At 72.8% G+C, this 14,996-nt stretch carries 15 protein-coding genes; 5 read left to right on the top strand and 10 right to left on the bottom strand.

The window, feature by feature from the left end:
- Position 1: 1 nt before the first annotated feature.
- Together AB0C04_RS03455 and AB0C04_RS03450 are read right to left on the bottom strand one after the other, a co-directional pair.
- A complete protein-coding gene (locus tag AB0C04_RS03455) occupies positions 2-829 on the bottom strand; it encodes an ABC transporter permease (protein WP_350867854.1) in 828 nt (275 codons plus the stop codon).
- 70 nt (positions 830-899) lie between these two features.
- Complete coding sequence (locus AB0C04_RS03450; RefSeq protein ID WP_357047578.1) at positions 900-2,270, bottom strand: L-serine ammonia-lyase; 1,371 nt, start codon at positions 2,268-2,270, stop codon at positions 900-902.
- Positions 2,271-2,601: 331 nt separating this feature from the next.
- On the opposite strand from AB0C04_RS03450, the gene AB0C04_RS03445 reads away from it, so the two are divergent.
- The gene (locus AB0C04_RS03445; RefSeq protein WP_357047575.1) at positions 2,602-2,811 is read left to right on the top strand and encodes a PspC domain-containing protein; all 210 of its coding nucleotides are present in this window, start codon (positions 2,602-2,604) and stop codon (positions 2,809-2,811) included.
- 223 nt (positions 2,812-3,034) lie between these two features.
- Here AB0C04_RS03445 and AB0C04_RS03440 read toward each other — a convergent pair whose 3' ends face one another.
- The 7 genes from AB0C04_RS03440 to pdxH all read right to left on the bottom strand — a co-directional run bounded on the left by AB0C04_RS03440 (position 3,035) and on the right by pdxH (position 9,193).
- Positions 3,035-3,799 carry a DUF4230 domain-containing protein gene (locus AB0C04_RS03440; protein WP_357047572.1) on the bottom strand — a complete coding sequence of 255 codons (765 nt, stop codon included), beginning with the start codon at positions 3,797-3,799 and terminating at the stop codon, positions 3,035-3,037.
- A gap of 120 nt (positions 3,800-3,919) precedes the next feature.
- Positions 3,920-5,095 (bottom strand): acyl-CoA dehydrogenase family protein, encoded by a 1,176-nt coding sequence (locus AB0C04_RS03435; protein ID WP_357047569.1) that lies wholly within the window; start codon positions 5,093-5,095, stop codon positions 3,920-3,922.
- A gap of 43 nt (positions 5,096-5,138) precedes the next feature.
- Positions 5,139-5,444 carry a type II toxin-antitoxin system VapB family antitoxin gene (locus AB0C04_RS03430; RefSeq protein WP_350867862.1) on the bottom strand — a complete coding sequence of 102 codons (306 nt, stop codon included), beginning with the start codon at positions 5,442-5,444 and terminating at the stop codon, positions 5,139-5,141.
- Positions 5,445-5,632: 188 nt separating this feature from the next.
- A complete protein-coding gene (locus AB0C04_RS03425; protein ID WP_357047566.1) occupies positions 5,633-6,235 on the bottom strand; it encodes a nitroreductase family protein in 603 nt (200 codons plus the stop codon).
- Between the two features lie 25 nt (positions 6,236-6,260).
- Complete coding sequence (locus tag AB0C04_RS03420) at positions 6,261-7,190, bottom strand: aldose 1-epimerase family protein (RefSeq protein ID WP_357047562.1); 930 nt, start codon at positions 7,188-7,190, stop codon at positions 6,261-6,263.
- 18 nt (positions 7,191-7,208) lie between these two features.
- The gene (locus tag AB0C04_RS03415; protein ID WP_357047558.1) at positions 7,209-8,567 is read right to left on the bottom strand and encodes an MFS transporter; all 1,359 of its coding nucleotides are present in this window, start codon (positions 8,565-8,567) and stop codon (positions 7,209-7,211) included.
- On the bottom strand, positions 8,564-9,193 hold the full coding sequence (pdxH, locus tag AB0C04_RS03410; protein WP_357049093.1) for a pyridoxamine 5'-phosphate oxidase: 630 nt from the start codon (positions 9,191-9,193) through the stop codon (positions 8,564-8,566). Before pdxH ends, AB0C04_RS03415 begins: the two co-directional genes overlap by 4 nt.
- Positions 9,194-9,475: 282 nt before the next feature.
- Here pdxH and AB0C04_RS03405 point away from each other — a divergent pair, with 282 nt between their 5' ends.
- The 4 genes from AB0C04_RS03405 (at position 9,476) to AB0C04_RS03390 (ending at position 14,344) form a co-directional block, all read left to right on the top strand.
- Positions 9,476-10,582: a citrate synthase 2 gene (locus AB0C04_RS03405; protein WP_350867870.1), complete on the top strand. Its 1,107-nt coding sequence runs from the start codon at positions 9,476-9,478 to the stop codon at positions 10,580-10,582.
- A gap of 307 nt (positions 10,583-10,889) precedes the next feature.
- Positions 10,890-12,017: a phosphoserine transaminase gene (gene serC, locus AB0C04_RS03400; RefSeq protein ID WP_357047554.1), complete on the top strand. Its 1,128-nt coding sequence runs from the start codon at positions 10,890-10,892 to the stop codon at positions 12,015-12,017.
- 185 nt (positions 12,018-12,202) lie between these two features.
- The gene (gene sepH, locus AB0C04_RS03395; protein WP_357047551.1) at positions 12,203-13,279 is read left to right on the top strand and encodes a septation protein SepH; all 1,077 of its coding nucleotides are present in this window, start codon (positions 12,203-12,205) and stop codon (positions 13,277-13,279) included.
- A gap of 78 nt (positions 13,280-13,357) precedes the next feature.
- Positions 13,358-14,344, top strand: a complete 987-nt coding sequence (locus AB0C04_RS03390) for an aldo/keto reductase (protein ID WP_357047548.1) — start codon at positions 13,358-13,360, stop codon at positions 14,342-14,344.
- Positions 14,345-14,405: 61 nt separating this feature from the next.
- On the opposite strand, the gene thpR is transcribed toward AB0C04_RS03390, so the two are convergent.
- Positions 14,406-14,984, bottom strand: coding sequence for an RNA 2',3'-cyclic phosphodiesterase (gene thpR / locus AB0C04_RS03385; protein WP_357047545.1), 579 nt, complete (start codon positions 14,982-14,984; stop codon positions 14,406-14,408).
- Between the last annotated feature and the right edge of the window lie 12 nt (positions 14,985-14,996).

The raw sequence follows: 14,996 nt of genomic DNA, 5'->3' as shown, positions 1-14,996 counted from the left end.
TCTACAGTTCCTTGAGCACGGCGGGTTCGAGCCGGCGGAACGACCACCAGCCGGCGGCCAGCACCAGCAGGCTGCCGACGACGGTGGTGGCGAGCAGCCGCGCGTCCGGGAACTCGTCCGGGTACCAGACCGAGTGGTGCAGTTGGAAGATGCCGACCAGCGGGTTCAGCTCGTACCCCACCTTCAGCCAACCGGGCAGGTCGGACTCCCGGACCAGGCTCAGCGGATAGATGATCGGCGTGGCGTAGAAGAGCACCCGGATGATCAGGCGCATGAACCGCTCGACGTCGCGCATCAGCACGTTGAAGGCGGAGAGCAGCAGGGCCAGCCCGATCAGCAGGGTGCCCTGGACGGCCACCGCGAGCGGCAGCGCCAACAGCGACCAGCCCAGCTCGACCCGGCCGTGCGCGGCGTAGACCAGCGCGACGGCGATCAGGATCGGCAGGCCGGCGGCGTACTCGGCGAACCGGCCGGTGACCCGGCCGATCGGGAAGACCTGCCGGGGCACGTTCATCGTGGTGATCAACCGTGACTGGCCGGTGAGCGCGTTGGTCGCCTCGCTCAACGCCGAACTGGTCCACATCCAGGCGAAGATCCCGGTGATCAGGAAGAGCGGGTACGACTCGGCCGCGTCGCCCAGGTGCCGTCCGGTGTCGCGGGAGTAGAGGACGCCGAAGACGAACCAGTAGATCGCCCCCATGCCGAGCGGCTCGATCAGTGACCAGAAGTAGCCGAGCACGGACTGCTGGTACTTGACCGCGAGGTCGCGCTTGACCAGGATGCGCAGGGAGTTGCGGTGCGACCACAACGCCGCGACGCCAGAGGTCACCGCCGCCTCCCGCCTTCGAAACGGACGACAGGTTAGCAGTCGGTGAACGTATGCCCCTCGTCGGGCGCGTTCAGCACTCGATCACATTGACGGCCAGACCGCCCCGTGCCGTCTCCTTGTACTTGACCTTCATGTCCGCGCCGGTCTCCCGCATGGTCTTGATGACCTTGTCGAGCGAGACGGCGTGCACCCCGTCACCGCGCAGCGCGAGCCGGGCTGCCGTGATCGCCTTGATGCTAGCCACCGCGTTCCGCTCGATGCACGGGATCTGCACCAGCCCACCGACCGGGTCGCAGGTCAGACCGAGATTGTGCTCCATGCCGATCTCGGCCGCGTTCTCCACCTGCTCCGGGGTGCCGCCCAGCGCCTCGGCCAGGCCGGCCGCGGCCATCGAACAGGCCGACCCCACCTCACCCTGGCAGCCGACCTCGGCCCCGGAGATCGAGGCGTTCTCCTTGAACAGCACACCGATCGCGCCGGCCGCCAGCAGGAACCGGACCACGCCCTCGTCGGAGGCGCCGGGCACGAACCGGGTGTAGTAGTGCAGCACCGCGGGGATGATGCCGGCCGCGCCGTTGGTCGGCGCGGTGACCACCCGGCCGCCGGCGGCGTTCTCCTCGTTGACCGCCAGCGCGAAGAGGGTGACCCAGTCCATCACCCGCAGCGGGTCGCTGCCGCCGGTCTCCGCCTCCAGGCTGCGCCGCAGCTCCGCGGCGCGCCGGCGGACCTTCAGCCCGCCGGGGAGTACGCCGTCGCGCTCGCAGCCCTGCTCCACGCACTCGCGCATCACCCGCCAGATCTCCAGCAGACCGTCGCGCACCTCGCGCTCGCTGCGCCAGGAGAGCTCGTTGGCGAGCATCACCTCGCTGATCGACAGGCCGGTGCCAGTGGTGATCTTCAGCAGCTCCGCGCCGGTGAGGAACGGGTGCCGCACCCGGGTGGTGTCGGGGGTGATCCGGTCCGCGCCGGCCGCCGCCTCGTCCACCACAAATCCGCCACCGACCGAGTAGTACGTGCGGGAGCGCAGCTCCGCGCCGGTGTCGTCGTACGCGACGAACGTCATCCCGTTCGGGTGGTACGGCAGCGAGCGTCGACGGTGCAGCACCAGATCACGGTCCGGGTCGAAGTCGATCTCGTGCGCGTCGAGCAGGCCGATCCGCCGCTCGGTGCGGATCCGGGCGACCCGGGGCGCCACGCTGTCGGTGTCGACCGTCTCCGGCGCCTCCCCGGCCAGCCCGAGCAGGACGGCCCGGTCGCTGCCGTGGCCGTGGCCGGTCGCGCCGAGCGAGCCGAAGAGCTCGGCCTGCACCCGGGCGGTCGCCGCGAGCAGCCCGTCGGCCTTGAGCCCGGTGACGAACGTCCGGGCGGCCCGCATCGGACCCACCGTGTGCGAGCTGGACGGCCCGATGCCGACGCTGAAGAGGTCGAAAACACTGATCATGGCTGCGCTTCCTCGCCGTCGTCCCCGTCGTACGGGATCCGGCCCGGTCGTGCCGCCCGGGTCCGGGCGGCCGGCGGGCGCCCGGGGTGTGGGTGCCCAACCTGCGAGCCTACCCGCCCAGGTCACCCGCCTGCCGAACGCCGCCGGGACCACGGGTGAACGTCCGGGGAGCCGTGGCCACGCGATCGGAGAAGCGTCGGGCCGGCCGGGCCGGGTAATCACCTACGGGTACCGGGGTCACCGATCGTCCTGTGGGCTGAGGGCGTGGTGGCCACCCCTTCCTACCGTGGATTTCAGAGCGGCGTACCGCCGCAGAGTGGGAGTGACGACGATGAGTCGCAAACTGGTCCGGCCCCGTCAGGGGCGCATGTTCGCCGGTGTCTGCGCCGGCCTGGCTCAGCGGTTCGGCGTGTCGGCCGGCTTCGTCCGGCTGCTGTTCCTGCTGTCGCTGCTGCTGCCCGGCACCCAGGTGATCGTCTACCTGGTGCTCTGGCTCCTGATGCCGAACGAGGACCGCTACCTGGCCACCGCCCGCCACTGACCGAGCCGACCCGACCCGCCGGCCGCCCTCCGCCCGGATCGAGGGGACAACATCCCCGAAGTAGCGGCCTCCGCCGACGACGAAGCAGCAACTCAGTTGTCTGGATCATGAGGAAGACGCGGCGGGTCGGCCGGGGCGCGGCGGACGGCCGCGGGCGCGGCGGGGTTGGACAGGCGGCGGCGCCCGTCCCGGGTAGTCGGGGCGGGCGCCGTCGGCGTTCTGGTCAGGGGGCGACGTAGGTGATGGTCACCTGCTCGTAGCCGAGCGAGCGGAGCAGCCCCTCCAGCATCTTGCGGGTGTTCTCCTCGGCCCGGGCACCGAGCCCGCTGTCCCGGGCGGCGGCGGTGATCCGCTCCTCGGCGAGCCGGTAGACCTCCTGCTGCCGGTTGGGATCATTGGCGAACACGTCGCCCAGCCGGTTGAGCAGGCCGCGCTTCTCGGCGAAGACGTAGCTCTTCTCGAGGTCCAGGTTGGTCTCGCCGAGCTGCGGCGCCGGCAACTTGATCTCGACAGACTTGCCGTCGGCCGACTCGACCACCGCACCGTCGGCGATCTTCGCGAAGTCCACATACGCCTCGACGCTGCCCGCCCCGACGAAGAGGGTGCGCTCGTTGAGCAGGAACTCGGGCACGTACTTCCGGTCGGTCTGCAGGTCGACCACCACCTGGAAGTTGCCCTCGGCCGCGACGTAGCGGCTGAGATCCTGGATCGACTTCAGCAGGGTCGGCTGGCTCCGGTCGGTCTGCTGCTCGGCGAACGGGTTGCGGAAGCTGGGCCAGAGCCCGCTGCCCTGCACCCCGAGCAGCACGACCACCGCGAGCGCCGCCGCGCCGAGCACCCAGAGCAGGCCCTTCGCGGGACCACCGGATGAGCTCGGCGGCGTCGTCGGCGGCTCGGGTGTGACGTCGGAGCGGACCTTGAGCGCGTCGCCGGTGGGGTATCCCGGGAACTCCGTGGTGGGCTCGTTGCTGTCACCGTCGCGGGCCATCGCCCTCACCGTCCTTGTCAGACATAGCCGTCTGAGAATGACAGTACGTCCGCCGTACGACAGGCGCGCGCCGAGCCGCGTGATAGGCCATCGCCGCAGGTCAACGCGGTGTCCTGCGGGTCAGGCGAAGGCGCTGATCCCGGTCAGCCGCTGCCCGATCACCAGTTGGTGGATCTCCGAGGTGCCCTCGTAGGTGAGCACGCTCTCCAGGTTGTTGGCGTGCCGCATCACCGGGTACTCGCCCGACACGCCGTTGGCGCCCAGGATCGTGCGGCACTGCCGGGCGATGCCCAGCGCCTCCCGTACGTTGTTCAGCTTGCCGACGCTGACCTGCTCGGGGCGGAGCCGGCCGGCATCGGCGAGCCGGCCGAGGTGCAGCGCCAGCAGGTAGCCCTTCTCCAGCTCGACCGCCATGTCGGCGAGCTTGGCCTGGGTGAGCTGGAAACCGGCCAGCGGCCGGCCGAACTGGGTGCGGGTGCCGGCGTACGCCAGGGTGGTCTCCAGGCACTCGCGGGCCGCGCCCAGCGCACCCCAGACGATGCCGTGCCGGGCCTCGGTGAGGCAGCTCAGGGGCGCCTTGAGCCCGACCGCCTCGGGCAGTCTCGCGTCCGCCGGAAGCCGGACGTCGTCGAGCACGATCTCCCCGGTGACCGACGCGCGCAGCGACATCTTGTGCCGGATCTCCCGCGCGCTCACGCCGGGCGTGTCCATCGGTACGGCGAAACCTCGCACCCCGTCGTCGGTGCGCGCCCAGATCACCCCGACATCGGCGATCGGGGCGTTGGTGATCCACATCTTGCCGCCGGTGAGCACCCAGTCGTCGCCGTCACGGCGGGCCCGGGTGGTCATCGAGGCCGGGTCGGAGCCGTGGTCGGGCTCGGTCAGCCCGAAGCAGCCGATCGCCTCGCCGGTGGCCATCGACGGCAGCCAGCGCGTCTTCTGCTCCTCGCTGCCGTAGCGCCAGATGGCGTACATGGCCAGCGAGCCCTGCACCGAGACCAGCGAGCGGATGCCGGAGTCGCCGGCCTCCAGCTCCAGGCAGGCCAGCCCGTACGCGACAGCCGACGCGCCGGGGCAGCCGTAGCCGGTCAGGTGCATGCCGAGCAGGCCGAGCTTGCCGAACTCACGGGCCAGCTCGCGGGCGGGCACCTGGCCCTCCTCGTACCAGCCGGCCACGTGCGGGCGTACCCGGTCGTCGACCAGCTGGCGCACGACGGCGCGAATCTGCCGCTCCTCCTCGCTGAGCGAGGAGTCCAGGTCGAGCAGGTCGAGCGGGGCGTTGGGGCGCGAGCTCATGGCAGCACCCTAACGAAGGCTCAGCGCGGGGCGCGACCGCGCGTCACTCGACCGCCTCGGAAAGCACCAGCACCCGGGCGTGGATCTGGTTGCGCTGCTGGAGTGCGGCGCGCAGCGCCCGGTGCAGGCCGTCCTCCAGGTAGAGGCCGCCGTTCCACTGCACCACGTGCGGGAACAGGTCGCCGTAGAAGGTGGAATCCTCGGCGAGGAGCTTGTCCAGCGCCAGCTCGCGCTTGGTGGTGATCAACTGATCCAGGCGCAGCGGCCGTGGCGGGATCTCCGACCACTGCTTGAGCGTCAGGTTGTGCTCCGGGTAGGGACGCCCGTCCCGGACCGCTCTGAAGATCACGACGAAACGCTCCCCTCCCCATGGCCGGTCCGACCGACGGCGCCGTGCCGGGTCGCGGCGTGGCACCGCGCGGCGCGGCACCGATGACCGTGCCAGCCTAGCCGCCTGTCGCACACCGCGTTCTGCTCCCTGATGTCAGTTTCGCTACCGCTCGCCCGATCCTCAACGGGGCGAATCCGGCGTACCGCTCAGCTCCACCGTCCCCGGCGGACCACCTGGTCGACCGGACGGCGCCCACGCCGCAGCGAAGATGACCGATGGTCGGCGGCCCGGTAACCCACAGTCACCGCACCGATCGGCGCGTACTCCTCGGGCACCCCGAAGGCGTGCCGGTAGGTCGACACCTGTTGCGGCGGGATGCCGAAGAAGCAGGCGCCGAGCCCCTCGTCCACCGCGGTGAGCAGCATCAGCAGGGCGGCGAAGCCGGTGTCCACGTACCAGTAGGGCACCGGCCAGCGCTCGGCGGACCGGTCCACCCAACCCTTGTCCGGCTCCGCATACCGCTCCAGGTACGCCGACCGGTTGGCATGCGGCACGATGATCAGCGGCGCCCGGCGCATGCCGGCCAGCCACCGCTCCCGGCCACCGCCCTCCGGCGTGGTCGACGCCCAGAACCGTTCCCGCTCGGCGGGCTCCTCCAGCACCAGGAAGCCCCAGCCCTGCGCGAAGCCGGCGGACGGCGCCCGGACCGCGTGGTCGAGCAGGCGCTGCACCACCTCGGGCGGGACCGGCCGGTCCGGGTCGTAGTTGCGCACCATCCGCCGCCGCCGGACCACCTCGGCGAACTCCATGCCCACCCCCCGAGACGCCGGCCGGTCAGGCGCCCGGCCGGACACCCCAGACGCCGCGCCAGGTCGCCCCCGGCTTCAGCATGATCACGTCCTTACCGGAGCGGAACGCGTCGGGCGGGCAGGTCATCGGCTCGACCGCGACCGAACGGCGGTGCCGCACGCCGGTGAGCGTGTCGCCGGTGAAGACCTGCCACCAACCGAACTCGCGGTCGGCCCAGATGGTCACGCCCGACGCGCCGTCCGGCCCGGCCAGGCTCACCGACGAACCACCGTCGGCGTCCCGGACCACGTCACCGAAGGAGAGGTCGAGGACGGCGTCCCCGATCCGGCGCGGGCTGGTGAAGTCGTACTCGGTGCCGTCGACCGGGGTCGCGGCGACCGGCAGCAGCCGGCTGTCCAGCACCATCCGGGTCTGGCCGGGCACCCGCATCGCCAGGTCGTCCACCGCCACGCCGGCCAGTTGCAGGTACGGGTGCACGGAGAAGCCGAACGGAGCGGCCTCGCCACCGATGTTGCGCACCTCGTGCTCGGCGCGCAGGCCGTCCGCCCCGACGCTCCACCGGCTGATCAGCCGCAGCGGCCACGGGTAGCCCGGCTGGGGCGGCAGGTCGTAGCTGAGCGTCACCGCGTCCGGCGACTGCTCCACCAGCTGCCAGCGCACCCAGTTGACCAGCCCGTGGATCGCCACGTGCCGATCCGGCTCGGTCAGCGGCAGCTGGTACGACTGCTCACCGAGGAGGTACCGCCCGTCCCGGATCCGGTTCGGCCACGGCGCCAGCACCTGCCCGGCGCAGCCGGGGCAGAGCTCGTCCTCGGCGTAACCGTCGAGGTAGTCGACGCCGTCGTGCCGGTACGTCCGTACCCCGCCGCCCACCTCCACGATGACGGCCTCATGGCCGGCCGCGGCGATGGTCCACTGGGTGCCCGAGAGCGGGAGCTGGTCAGGGGTGTCCATGTCCGCGACCCTAACTGGTCACTCTCGGTCACCGGTCGACGCCGTCGCCGCCCGCTCGTCGCCCGGCGCGACGTCCCCCTGCGCGCCGTCGGACGACGTCGCGGCCCGGTAGCGCAGCAGGGCGGGGAAGGCGACGGCGAGCAGCACCACCAGCACCGCCGCACCGACGCCGCCGGCCACCCAGGCGACCCCACCGCCGAGCCCGGCGGCCATCCCGCCGGCCCGCAGGTCGCCGAGGCGCGGGCCGCCGGCAACCACCACCGTGTTCACTCCCTGCAGCCGGCCGCGCATCCGATCCGGCGCGTAGACCAGCAGCATGGACTGCCGCAGCACCGCGCTGACCAGGTCGGCCGCGCCGGCCACGCCGAGCAGCAGGATCATCAGCCAGAGCTGGTGGGCCAGCCCGGCCGCCGCGATGGCGAGCCCCCAGGCGACCACCGCGACCACCAGCCCGAGCCCCTGCCGGCGGAGCCGACCGATCCAGCCGGAGGTCAGCCCGCCCAGCATCGACCCGATGGCGATGGCGCTGAAGAGCCAACCGACCGACCCGCCGCCGCCGAACCGCTCGTGCGCGATCTCCGGGAAGAGCGCCCGGGGCATGGCCAGGATCATCGCGATCAGGTCGACGGCGAACGACAGCAACAGCACCGGGGTGGTGGCCAGGTAGCGGAAGCCGTCGACCACGCTGGCCAGGCCGGCCCGGGCCGGGGTGGTGTCGCCGTCCGGGTGCGGTTCGGGCGGCAGCGCCGGCAGCCGGAGCGCGGCCCAGACCATCGCGGTGAAGAGCAGCGCGTCCGCCCCGTACGCGATCGGCAGGGCGACCTGGGGGTCGGCCCAGATGGAGAGGATCAGCCCGGCCGCCAGCGGGCCGACCACCGACGCGGCGGTGAAGGTGGTGTAGTTCAGCGTGCTCGCCGCCGGCACCAGCTCCGCCGGGACCAGCCGGGGCAGCATCGCGCTGCGCGCGGGCGAGCTGACCGCGAACGCGATCGACTGCACGGCCACCAGGACCAGCAGCAGCACCGGGCTGCCCACCCGGAACACCGCCTGCGCCAGCAGGCCGAGCGTGGAGGCCCAGAGCAGCGCGGACCCGCCGAGCAGCACCAGCCGCCGGTCGCGGGCGTCGGCGATCGCGCCGCCCCAGAGTCCGAAGATCAACAACGGTACGAACCCGGCGATGCCCAGCAGGCCGACCCAGAGCGACTTCCCGGTCAGCGCCCACATCTCCACCGGCACGGCGACCGCGGTGAACTGGAAGCCGAACATCGCGATGCCGTTGCCGAGCCAGAGCCGCCGGTACGCGGGCACCCCGAGCGGCCGCAGGTCGATCGCCCAGCGGCGCGCCGCGCGCGCCCGGGCCTGTTGCACTCCCGTCACGGCGCCAGCCGTTCGACCGTCCAGGCGTCCGCCTCGGTGCGGCGGAACCGCAGCCGGTCGTGCAGCCGCCCGGCCCGGCCCTGCCAGAACTCCACCGAGTCGGGGCGCACGCGCAGCCCGCCCCAGTGCGGCGGCGCGGGGATCGACGGCACGGCGGCGAACCGCTCCGCCGCCGCCTGGTAGCGCTCTTCCAGGGCAGCCCGGTCGGCGACCACCTGCGACTGGGGGCTGGCCCAGGCGCCCAGTTGGGAACCGCGCGGCCGGGTGGCGAAGTAGGCCTCCGTCTCGGCCCTCGGCAGCGGCTCGACGGTGCCGGCGACCACCACCTGACGCTGCATGGCGAACCAGGGGAAGACCAGGCTGGCGTACGGGTTGGCAGCCACCTCGGCGCCCTTGCGCGAGGCGTGGTTGGTGAAGAAGACGAACCCGTCCGGGTCGTGCCCCTTCAGCAGCACGGTCCGCCCGCTCGGCCGGCCGGCGGCGTCGGCCGTGCCGACCACCATCGCGTTCGGCTCGGGCAGCCCGAAGGCCACCGCGTCGGCGAACCAGCGGGCGAACTGGCTGTGCCAGTCGCCGGCCAGGTCGGCCTCGGAAAGGCCCAGGTCCGCGGCGTACTCGTTACGCATCGCGGCCAGGGCGGGTGTGTCGCCCGTCACGTTCGCACTCCTTCTCGCCGGGCCGGCTCGTGCCCTGCGACGCTGGCCAGCCCGTACCGCCCAGTCTTGCCCAGCCAGCGGCGGGATGCGCGTCCGGGGATGTCGTGTGCGGCACAGTCGCAGCGGGTCGCGTACTCGGTTACTCAGCAGGCAAGATGTTGCGAACACATCCCTGAGGGTCGCCTGAGGGTGCTCGGCCGGCTGGGCCGCGTTGAGCCTGACCGGCGCACCGACCAGATCCAGGAGAGCGACATGGCCGACTTCAAACCCGGGCTGGAGGGCGTCGTAGCCTTCGAGACCGAGATCGCCGAACCCGACCGCGAGGGCGGTGCACTGCGCTATCGCGGGGTCGACATCGAGGATCTGATCGGTCAGGTCTCCTTCGGCAACGTCTGGGCGCTGCTCGTCGACGGCCGGTTCGGGCCGGGCCTGCCGCCGGCGGAGCCCTTCCCGGTGCCGGTGCACTCCGGTGACATCCGGGTCGACGTGCAGTCCGCGGTCGCCATGCTCGCCCCGTACTGGGGGCTCAACCAGCTGCTGGACATCTCCGACGAGCAGGCCCGCGCGGACCTCGCCCGGGTCTCGGTGACCGCGCTCTCCTTCGTCGCCCAGTCCGCCCGCGGCCTGGGTCTGCCGGCGGTGCCGCAGAAGGAGATCGACAAGGCGCAGACCATCGTCGAGCGGTTCATGAAGCGCTGGCGCGGCGAGCCGGACCCGCGGCACGTCAAGGCCGTCGACGCGTACTTCATCTCGGCCGCCGAGCACGGGCTGAACGCCTCCACCTTCACCGCCCGGATCGTCGCCTCGACCGGCGCGGACGCCGCGGCCTGCATCTCCTCCGGGATCGGCGCGCTCTCCGGCCCGCTGCACGGCGGCGCGCCGTCGCGGGTGCTGAGCATGCTGGAGGCGGTGGAGCGCAGCGGCGACGCCGAGGGCTACGTCAAGGGCGTGCTCGACCGGGGCGAGCGGCTGATGGGCTTCGGGCATCGGGTCTACCGGGCCGAGGACCCGCGCGCCCGAGTGCTCCGCCGCACCGCGAAGGAGCTGGGCGCGCCCCGCTTCGAGATCGCCGAGGCGCTGGAGAAGGCCGCGCTGGCCGAGCTCCAGGCCCGCCGTCCGGACCGGGTGCTGGCCACCAACGTCGAGTTCTGGTCGGCCGTGGTGCTCGACTTCGCCGAGGTGCCGGCGCACATGTTCACCTCGATGTTCACCTGCGCCCGGATGGGCGGTTGGAGCGCGCACATCCTGGAGCAGAAGAAGCTCCAGCGGCTGGTCCGCCCGTCCGCCCGCTACGTCGGCCCGGGCCCGCGCCGGCCGCAGCAGGTCGAGGGCTGGGACGCCATCCCGCACGGCGTCTGACCCGCGTACGCCGAGGGGGCCCGTCCGTCGCGGACGGGGCCCCTCGCGCTTTCCGGCCCGGTCCGGGTCGTTCCGCTGCGCTCCGGCCGGCAGAGCGGCGCCCGGGTCCCGGCGGCCTGTGGCGCACGCCTCACCAGCGGGGCCGAGACCAGCGGCGAGGCGAACGCCAGGGGATGGGAGGATGAAGACTCGGCAGTGCCGCCGGACCGGGCTCGGATCCCGGCCGCCGCGCGTCCAGACGCCCGCCGCCGGTCCGTGCCCGCCAGCTCACCGGGCTCACGGCCCATGCGGAAGGATCTTGAAGACCGTGGCTGACGCACCGACCATCCGGATTCCCGAAGAGATCAAGCCTGCCGACGGACGGTTCGGCTGCGGCCCGTCCAAGGTCCGCCCGGCGGCGGTCTCCGCCCTCGCCGAGGTGGCGACCAGCTACCTGGGCACCTCGCACCGGCAGAAGACGGTCCGTGACCAGGTGGCGCGCCTGCGGCGCGGCATCGCCGAGTTCTTCTCCCTGCCCGAGGGTTACGAGGTGGTGCTCGGCAACGGCGGCACCACCGCCTTCTGGGAGGTCGCCACGTTCGGCCTGGTCCGCGACCGGGCCCAGTTCGCCAGCTTCGGCGAGTTCGGCGCCAAGTTCGCCAAGTCGGTCTCCGACGCGCCGTTCCTGGGCGAGCCGACCATTCGCAAGTCGGCGGCGGGCAGCGCACCCACCCTGGTCGCCGAGGCCGGGGTGGATGTCTACGCCACCCCGCACAACGAGACCTCCACCGGCGTGGCGGTGCCGATCTCCCGGGTACCCGGCGCCGACGAGGGCTCGCTGCTGCTGGTCGACGCCACCTCCGGCGCCGGCGGGCTCGAGGTGAACGTCGGGGACACCGACGTCTACTACTTCGCTCCGCAGAAGTGCTTCGGCTCCGACGGCGGCCTCTGGCTGGCCCTGATGTCGCCGGCCGCGCTGGAGCGGGCCACCGAGATCAAGGCCTCCGGCCGCTACATCCCGGCGTTCCTCGACCTGGTCACCGCGATCGACAACTCGCGCCTGGAGCAGACCTACAACACCCCGGCGCTGGCCACCATCTTCCTGGCGGCCGAGCAGACCGACTGGATGAACGCCCAGGGCGGCCTCACCTGGGCGGCCAAGCGGACCGCCGAGAGCGCGGCGATCGTCTACGGCTGGGCGGAGCGCTCGGCGGTGGCCACGCCGTACGTCGCCGACCCGGCGCTGCGGTCCAATGTGGTCGCCACCATCGACTTCGCCGACGAGGTGGACGCCGGCGCGATCGCCAAGGCGCTGCGCGCCAACGGCATCGTGGACACCGAGCCCTACCGGAAGCTCGGCCGCAACCAGTTGCGGGTCGCGCTCTTCCCGGCCGTGGAGCCGGCCGACGTCGAGGCGCTGACCGCGTCCATCGACTACGTGGTCGAGCGACTCTGACCAGAGTCACGGTGGGTGTCCACCGCCCGGTGCGGCGGACACCCACCGTGACCATCGCCGCTGCTCATCCACGACATGCGGGCGTGGCGTCTCCCACCTCAGGGCGGATCAGCGTACGGTAGTCCGAGACGCCCGGGTGGCCGACCCGTGGCATGCGGCCAGCGAAGCGGGACGGAGGCAACGCTATGCGCCCAGTACGCTTCGTCGCCCTCTCCGAGGACGGCCAGGCCCTGGTGCTCGCCGACGAGGTGGGTCGACTGCTCGCCCTGCCCATCGACGAGCGCATCGCGGGCGCGATGCACGCCGAGCCGGGCGCCCCGCCGCTCGCGGTCGCGCCGGCCGCCGCCGATCCGGTCCCGTCACTGTCCCCACGCGACATCCAGGCTCGCATCCGCTCGGGTGAGTCCGCAGAGGACGTCGCGCGGATCGCCGGGGTCCCGGTCGACCGGGTGCTGCGCTACGCCGGCCCGGTGCTTCAGGAGCGGGCGATGCTGGCCCAGCACGCCCGCCGCACCCGGCTCAAGGGCGCGGAGAAGCCGACCCCGCTGGCCGAGGTGGTCAACGGCCGGCTGGCCCAGCACGGCATCGACACCGAGAAGATCTCGTGGGACGCCTACCGGCGCGACGACGGGACCTGGCGGATCGTCGCCACCTGGCCGTCCGGCAAGGCCACCGCCCAGGCCATCTGGGATCTCGACAAGACCCGGCAGAACGTCACCCCGCACGACGACATGGCGCAATACCTCTGCGCCGAGCGCCCCACGCCGATCCTCGGCCAGGAGCCGGCGCCGGAGCGGGGCGGGCACGCCCTGCCGGGCCCGTCGCGCGAGCCGAGTCGGGGCGGGCACGGCCTGCCCGGCCCCGCCGAGCACGCCCGCCCCGGGCGGGATCCGATCCGCGCCGGCCGCGATGCCCTGCTCGCCTCCCTCGACCGGCCGCTCGGTGGGTCGTCGGGCCGGAGCCTGGAGCCGCGTACGCCGGCCGCCCTGGCCGGGTCCGACGCGCCCCGGCAGCGGGCCGTCGGCGGTGGCGCCGCGGCGCTGCTCGGCGGTGGCCCCGGTTCCGCCTTCGACGACGACTCGGACGCGCCCAAGGAGGTGCCGGCCGTGCCGTCGCTGGCGGTCCTCCGGCCTCGCCGCACCGGCGCGGCGGCCGCCGCCGGCGGCGAGTCGACCGACGCCACGGGCAAGCCGCGCAAGCGCCTGCCCAGCTGGGACGACGTGCTCTTCGGCAGCGGCCCGGCGGCCCGCGAGTCCTCCTGACCACGCGTCGGGCGGGTGGCTGACCGGCCGCCCGTCCGGCGTGAGGCACTCGAAGTGCCACGGTGGCAGGCTGGGTCCATGGAGTACACGAATCTTGGCCGCACCGGCCTGTCGGTCAGCCGCCTCTGCCTCGGCACGATGAACTTCGGACCGCAGACCAGCGAACCGGACAGTTTCGCGATCATGGATCGCGCGCTGGAGCACGGGATCAACTTCTTCGACACCGCCAACGTCTACGGCTGGCAGACCGGCGAGGGCATCACCGAGCAGATCATCGGCCGCTGGTTCGCCCAAGGCGGCGGTCGCCGGGACAAGGTCGTACTGGCCACCAAGGTCTACGGCAAGATGGGCGACTGGCCCAACGAACAGGGCCTCTCCGCCCGGCACATCATCCGGGCCTGTGAGGCCTCGCTGCGCCGGCTGCAGACCGACACCATCGACCTCTACCAGATGCACCACATCTCCCGGAGCACCCCCTGGGAGGAGATCTGGCAGGCGATGGAGACGCTGGTCGCCCAGGGCAAGGTGCTCTACGTCGGATCGTCCAACTTCGCCGGCTGGCACATCTCGGTGGCGCAGGAGGCGGCGGCGAAGCGGCACTTCCTCGGCCTCGTCTCCGAGCAGTGCATCTACAACCTGATGACCCGGCACGTCGAGCTGGAGGTGATCCCGGCCGCGCAGCACCACGGGCTGGGCATCATCCCGTGGTCGCCGCTGCACGGCGGGCTGCTCGCCGGGCTGCTGCGCAAGATGGCCGAGGGCAGCGCCGCGCGGGGCACCAGCGGCCGCTCGGCCGAGACGCTGGCCGAGCACCGGGCGACCATCGAGGCGTACGAGAAGCTCTGCGCCGACCTCGGTCACGACCCGGCCGACGTGGCGCTCGGGTGGCTGCTCTCCCGGCCGGGGGTGACCGCGCCGATCATCGGCCCGCGCACCGTCGAGCAGCTGGACCGTTCGCTCGGCGCGCTGGACGTCCAGCTCGACGAGGCGACCCTCGGTCGGCTGGACGAGCTCTTCCCGCCGGTCGGCAAGGGTGGTCCGGGCCCGGAGGCCTGGGCCTGGTGACCGCCCGACGGTCGGTCGCGGACAGATCCGCCGGCTGACCTGCCGCCCATCCGGGCAGCGGTCAGAGCGGCCACGCGGCGAGCCGGTCGTAGCGGGGCCGGGGACCGAGGTGACTGCGTACCAGCAGCAGCTCGGTCGCCGGCCACTCCGGCCCCTGGTAACCGTCCAGAGTGGCCCGGTCCGCCTCGATGTCGGCGCGGTCCAGCCGATCACCGGGCCGGGCGACGGTCAGGTGCGCGCGGAACGGCTTCTCGTCGTTCGGCAGGCGGGCGTGCCGTAGCCGGGAGCGGACCAGCCGGGCCAGGGTGGCGAGCGCCTCGACCTCGCCGCGTACGTCCACCCAGAGCACGGTGAACCGGTCCCGGCCGAACCGGCCGCCGCCGCCGAGGCGCAGCCGGGGCGAGGCGTCCCGGCCGTCACGGAACCACTCGGCGGCGAGCCCGAGCGCGCTCTCCACCTCCACCAGCCGCGCCTCCTCGACGTCGCCGAGGAAGGCGAGGGTGAGGTGGACGTGCGCCGGGTCGGCGAGCCGGACGTTGATCCCGGCCGCGGCCGCCGCTCCGATCCTCAGTCGCGCGAGCTGGGCGCTCAGGTGGTCGACCGCCTCCGCCGGTGGGCAGACCGCGACGAAGAGCCGCACCCCGTACGCCGA

The sequence above is a fragment of the Micromonospora sp. NPDC048909 genome (assembly GCF_040649635.1).
Classification (GTDB): Bacteria; Actinomycetota; Actinomycetes; order Mycobacteriales; family Micromonosporaceae; genus Micromonospora.
Note: the sequence above shows the minus strand (reverse complement) of the source record. Positions and strands in the feature narration are given on the sequence as shown.

Excerpts from the sequence above, each read along its gene's own strand:
- AB0C04_RS03425 (WP_357047566.1), bottom strand. The coding sequence starts at position 6,235 with ATGGAGTTCGCCGAGGTGGTCCGGCGGCGGCGGATGGTGCGCAACTAC.
- AB0C04_RS03440 (WP_357047572.1), bottom strand. The coding sequence starts at position 3,799 with ATGGCCCGCGACGGTGACAGCAACGAGCCCACCACGGAGTTCCCGGGA.
- AB0C04_RS03405 (WP_350867870.1), top strand. The coding sequence starts at position 9,476 with ATGGCCGACTTCAAACCCGGGCTGGAGGGCGTCGTAGCCTTCGAGACC.
- sepH (WP_357047551.1), top strand. The coding sequence starts at position 12,203 with ATGCGCCCAGTACGCTTCGTCGCCCTCTCCGAGGACGGCCAGGCCCTG.
- AB0C04_RS03450 (WP_357047578.1), bottom strand. The coding sequence starts at position 2,270 with ATGATCAGTGTTTTCGACCTCTTCAGCGTCGGCATCGGGCCGTCCAGC.
- AB0C04_RS03445 (WP_357047575.1), top strand. The coding sequence starts at position 2,602 with ATGAGTCGCAAACTGGTCCGGCCCCGTCAGGGGCGCATGTTCGCCGGT.
- AB0C04_RS03420 (WP_357047562.1), bottom strand. The coding sequence starts at position 7,190 with ATGGACACCCCTGACCAGCTCCCGCTCTCGGGCACCCAGTGGACCATC.
- pdxH (WP_357049093.1), bottom strand. The coding sequence starts at position 9,193 with ATGCGTAACGAGTACGCCGCGGACCTGGGCCTTTCCGAGGCCGACCTG.
- AB0C04_RS03435 (WP_357047569.1), bottom strand. The coding sequence starts at position 5,095 with ATGAGCTCGCGCCCCAACGCCCCGCTCGACCTGCTCGACCTGGACTCC.
- AB0C04_RS03390 (WP_357047548.1), top strand. The coding sequence starts at position 13,358 with ATGGAGTACACGAATCTTGGCCGCACCGGCCTGTCGGTCAGCCGCCTC.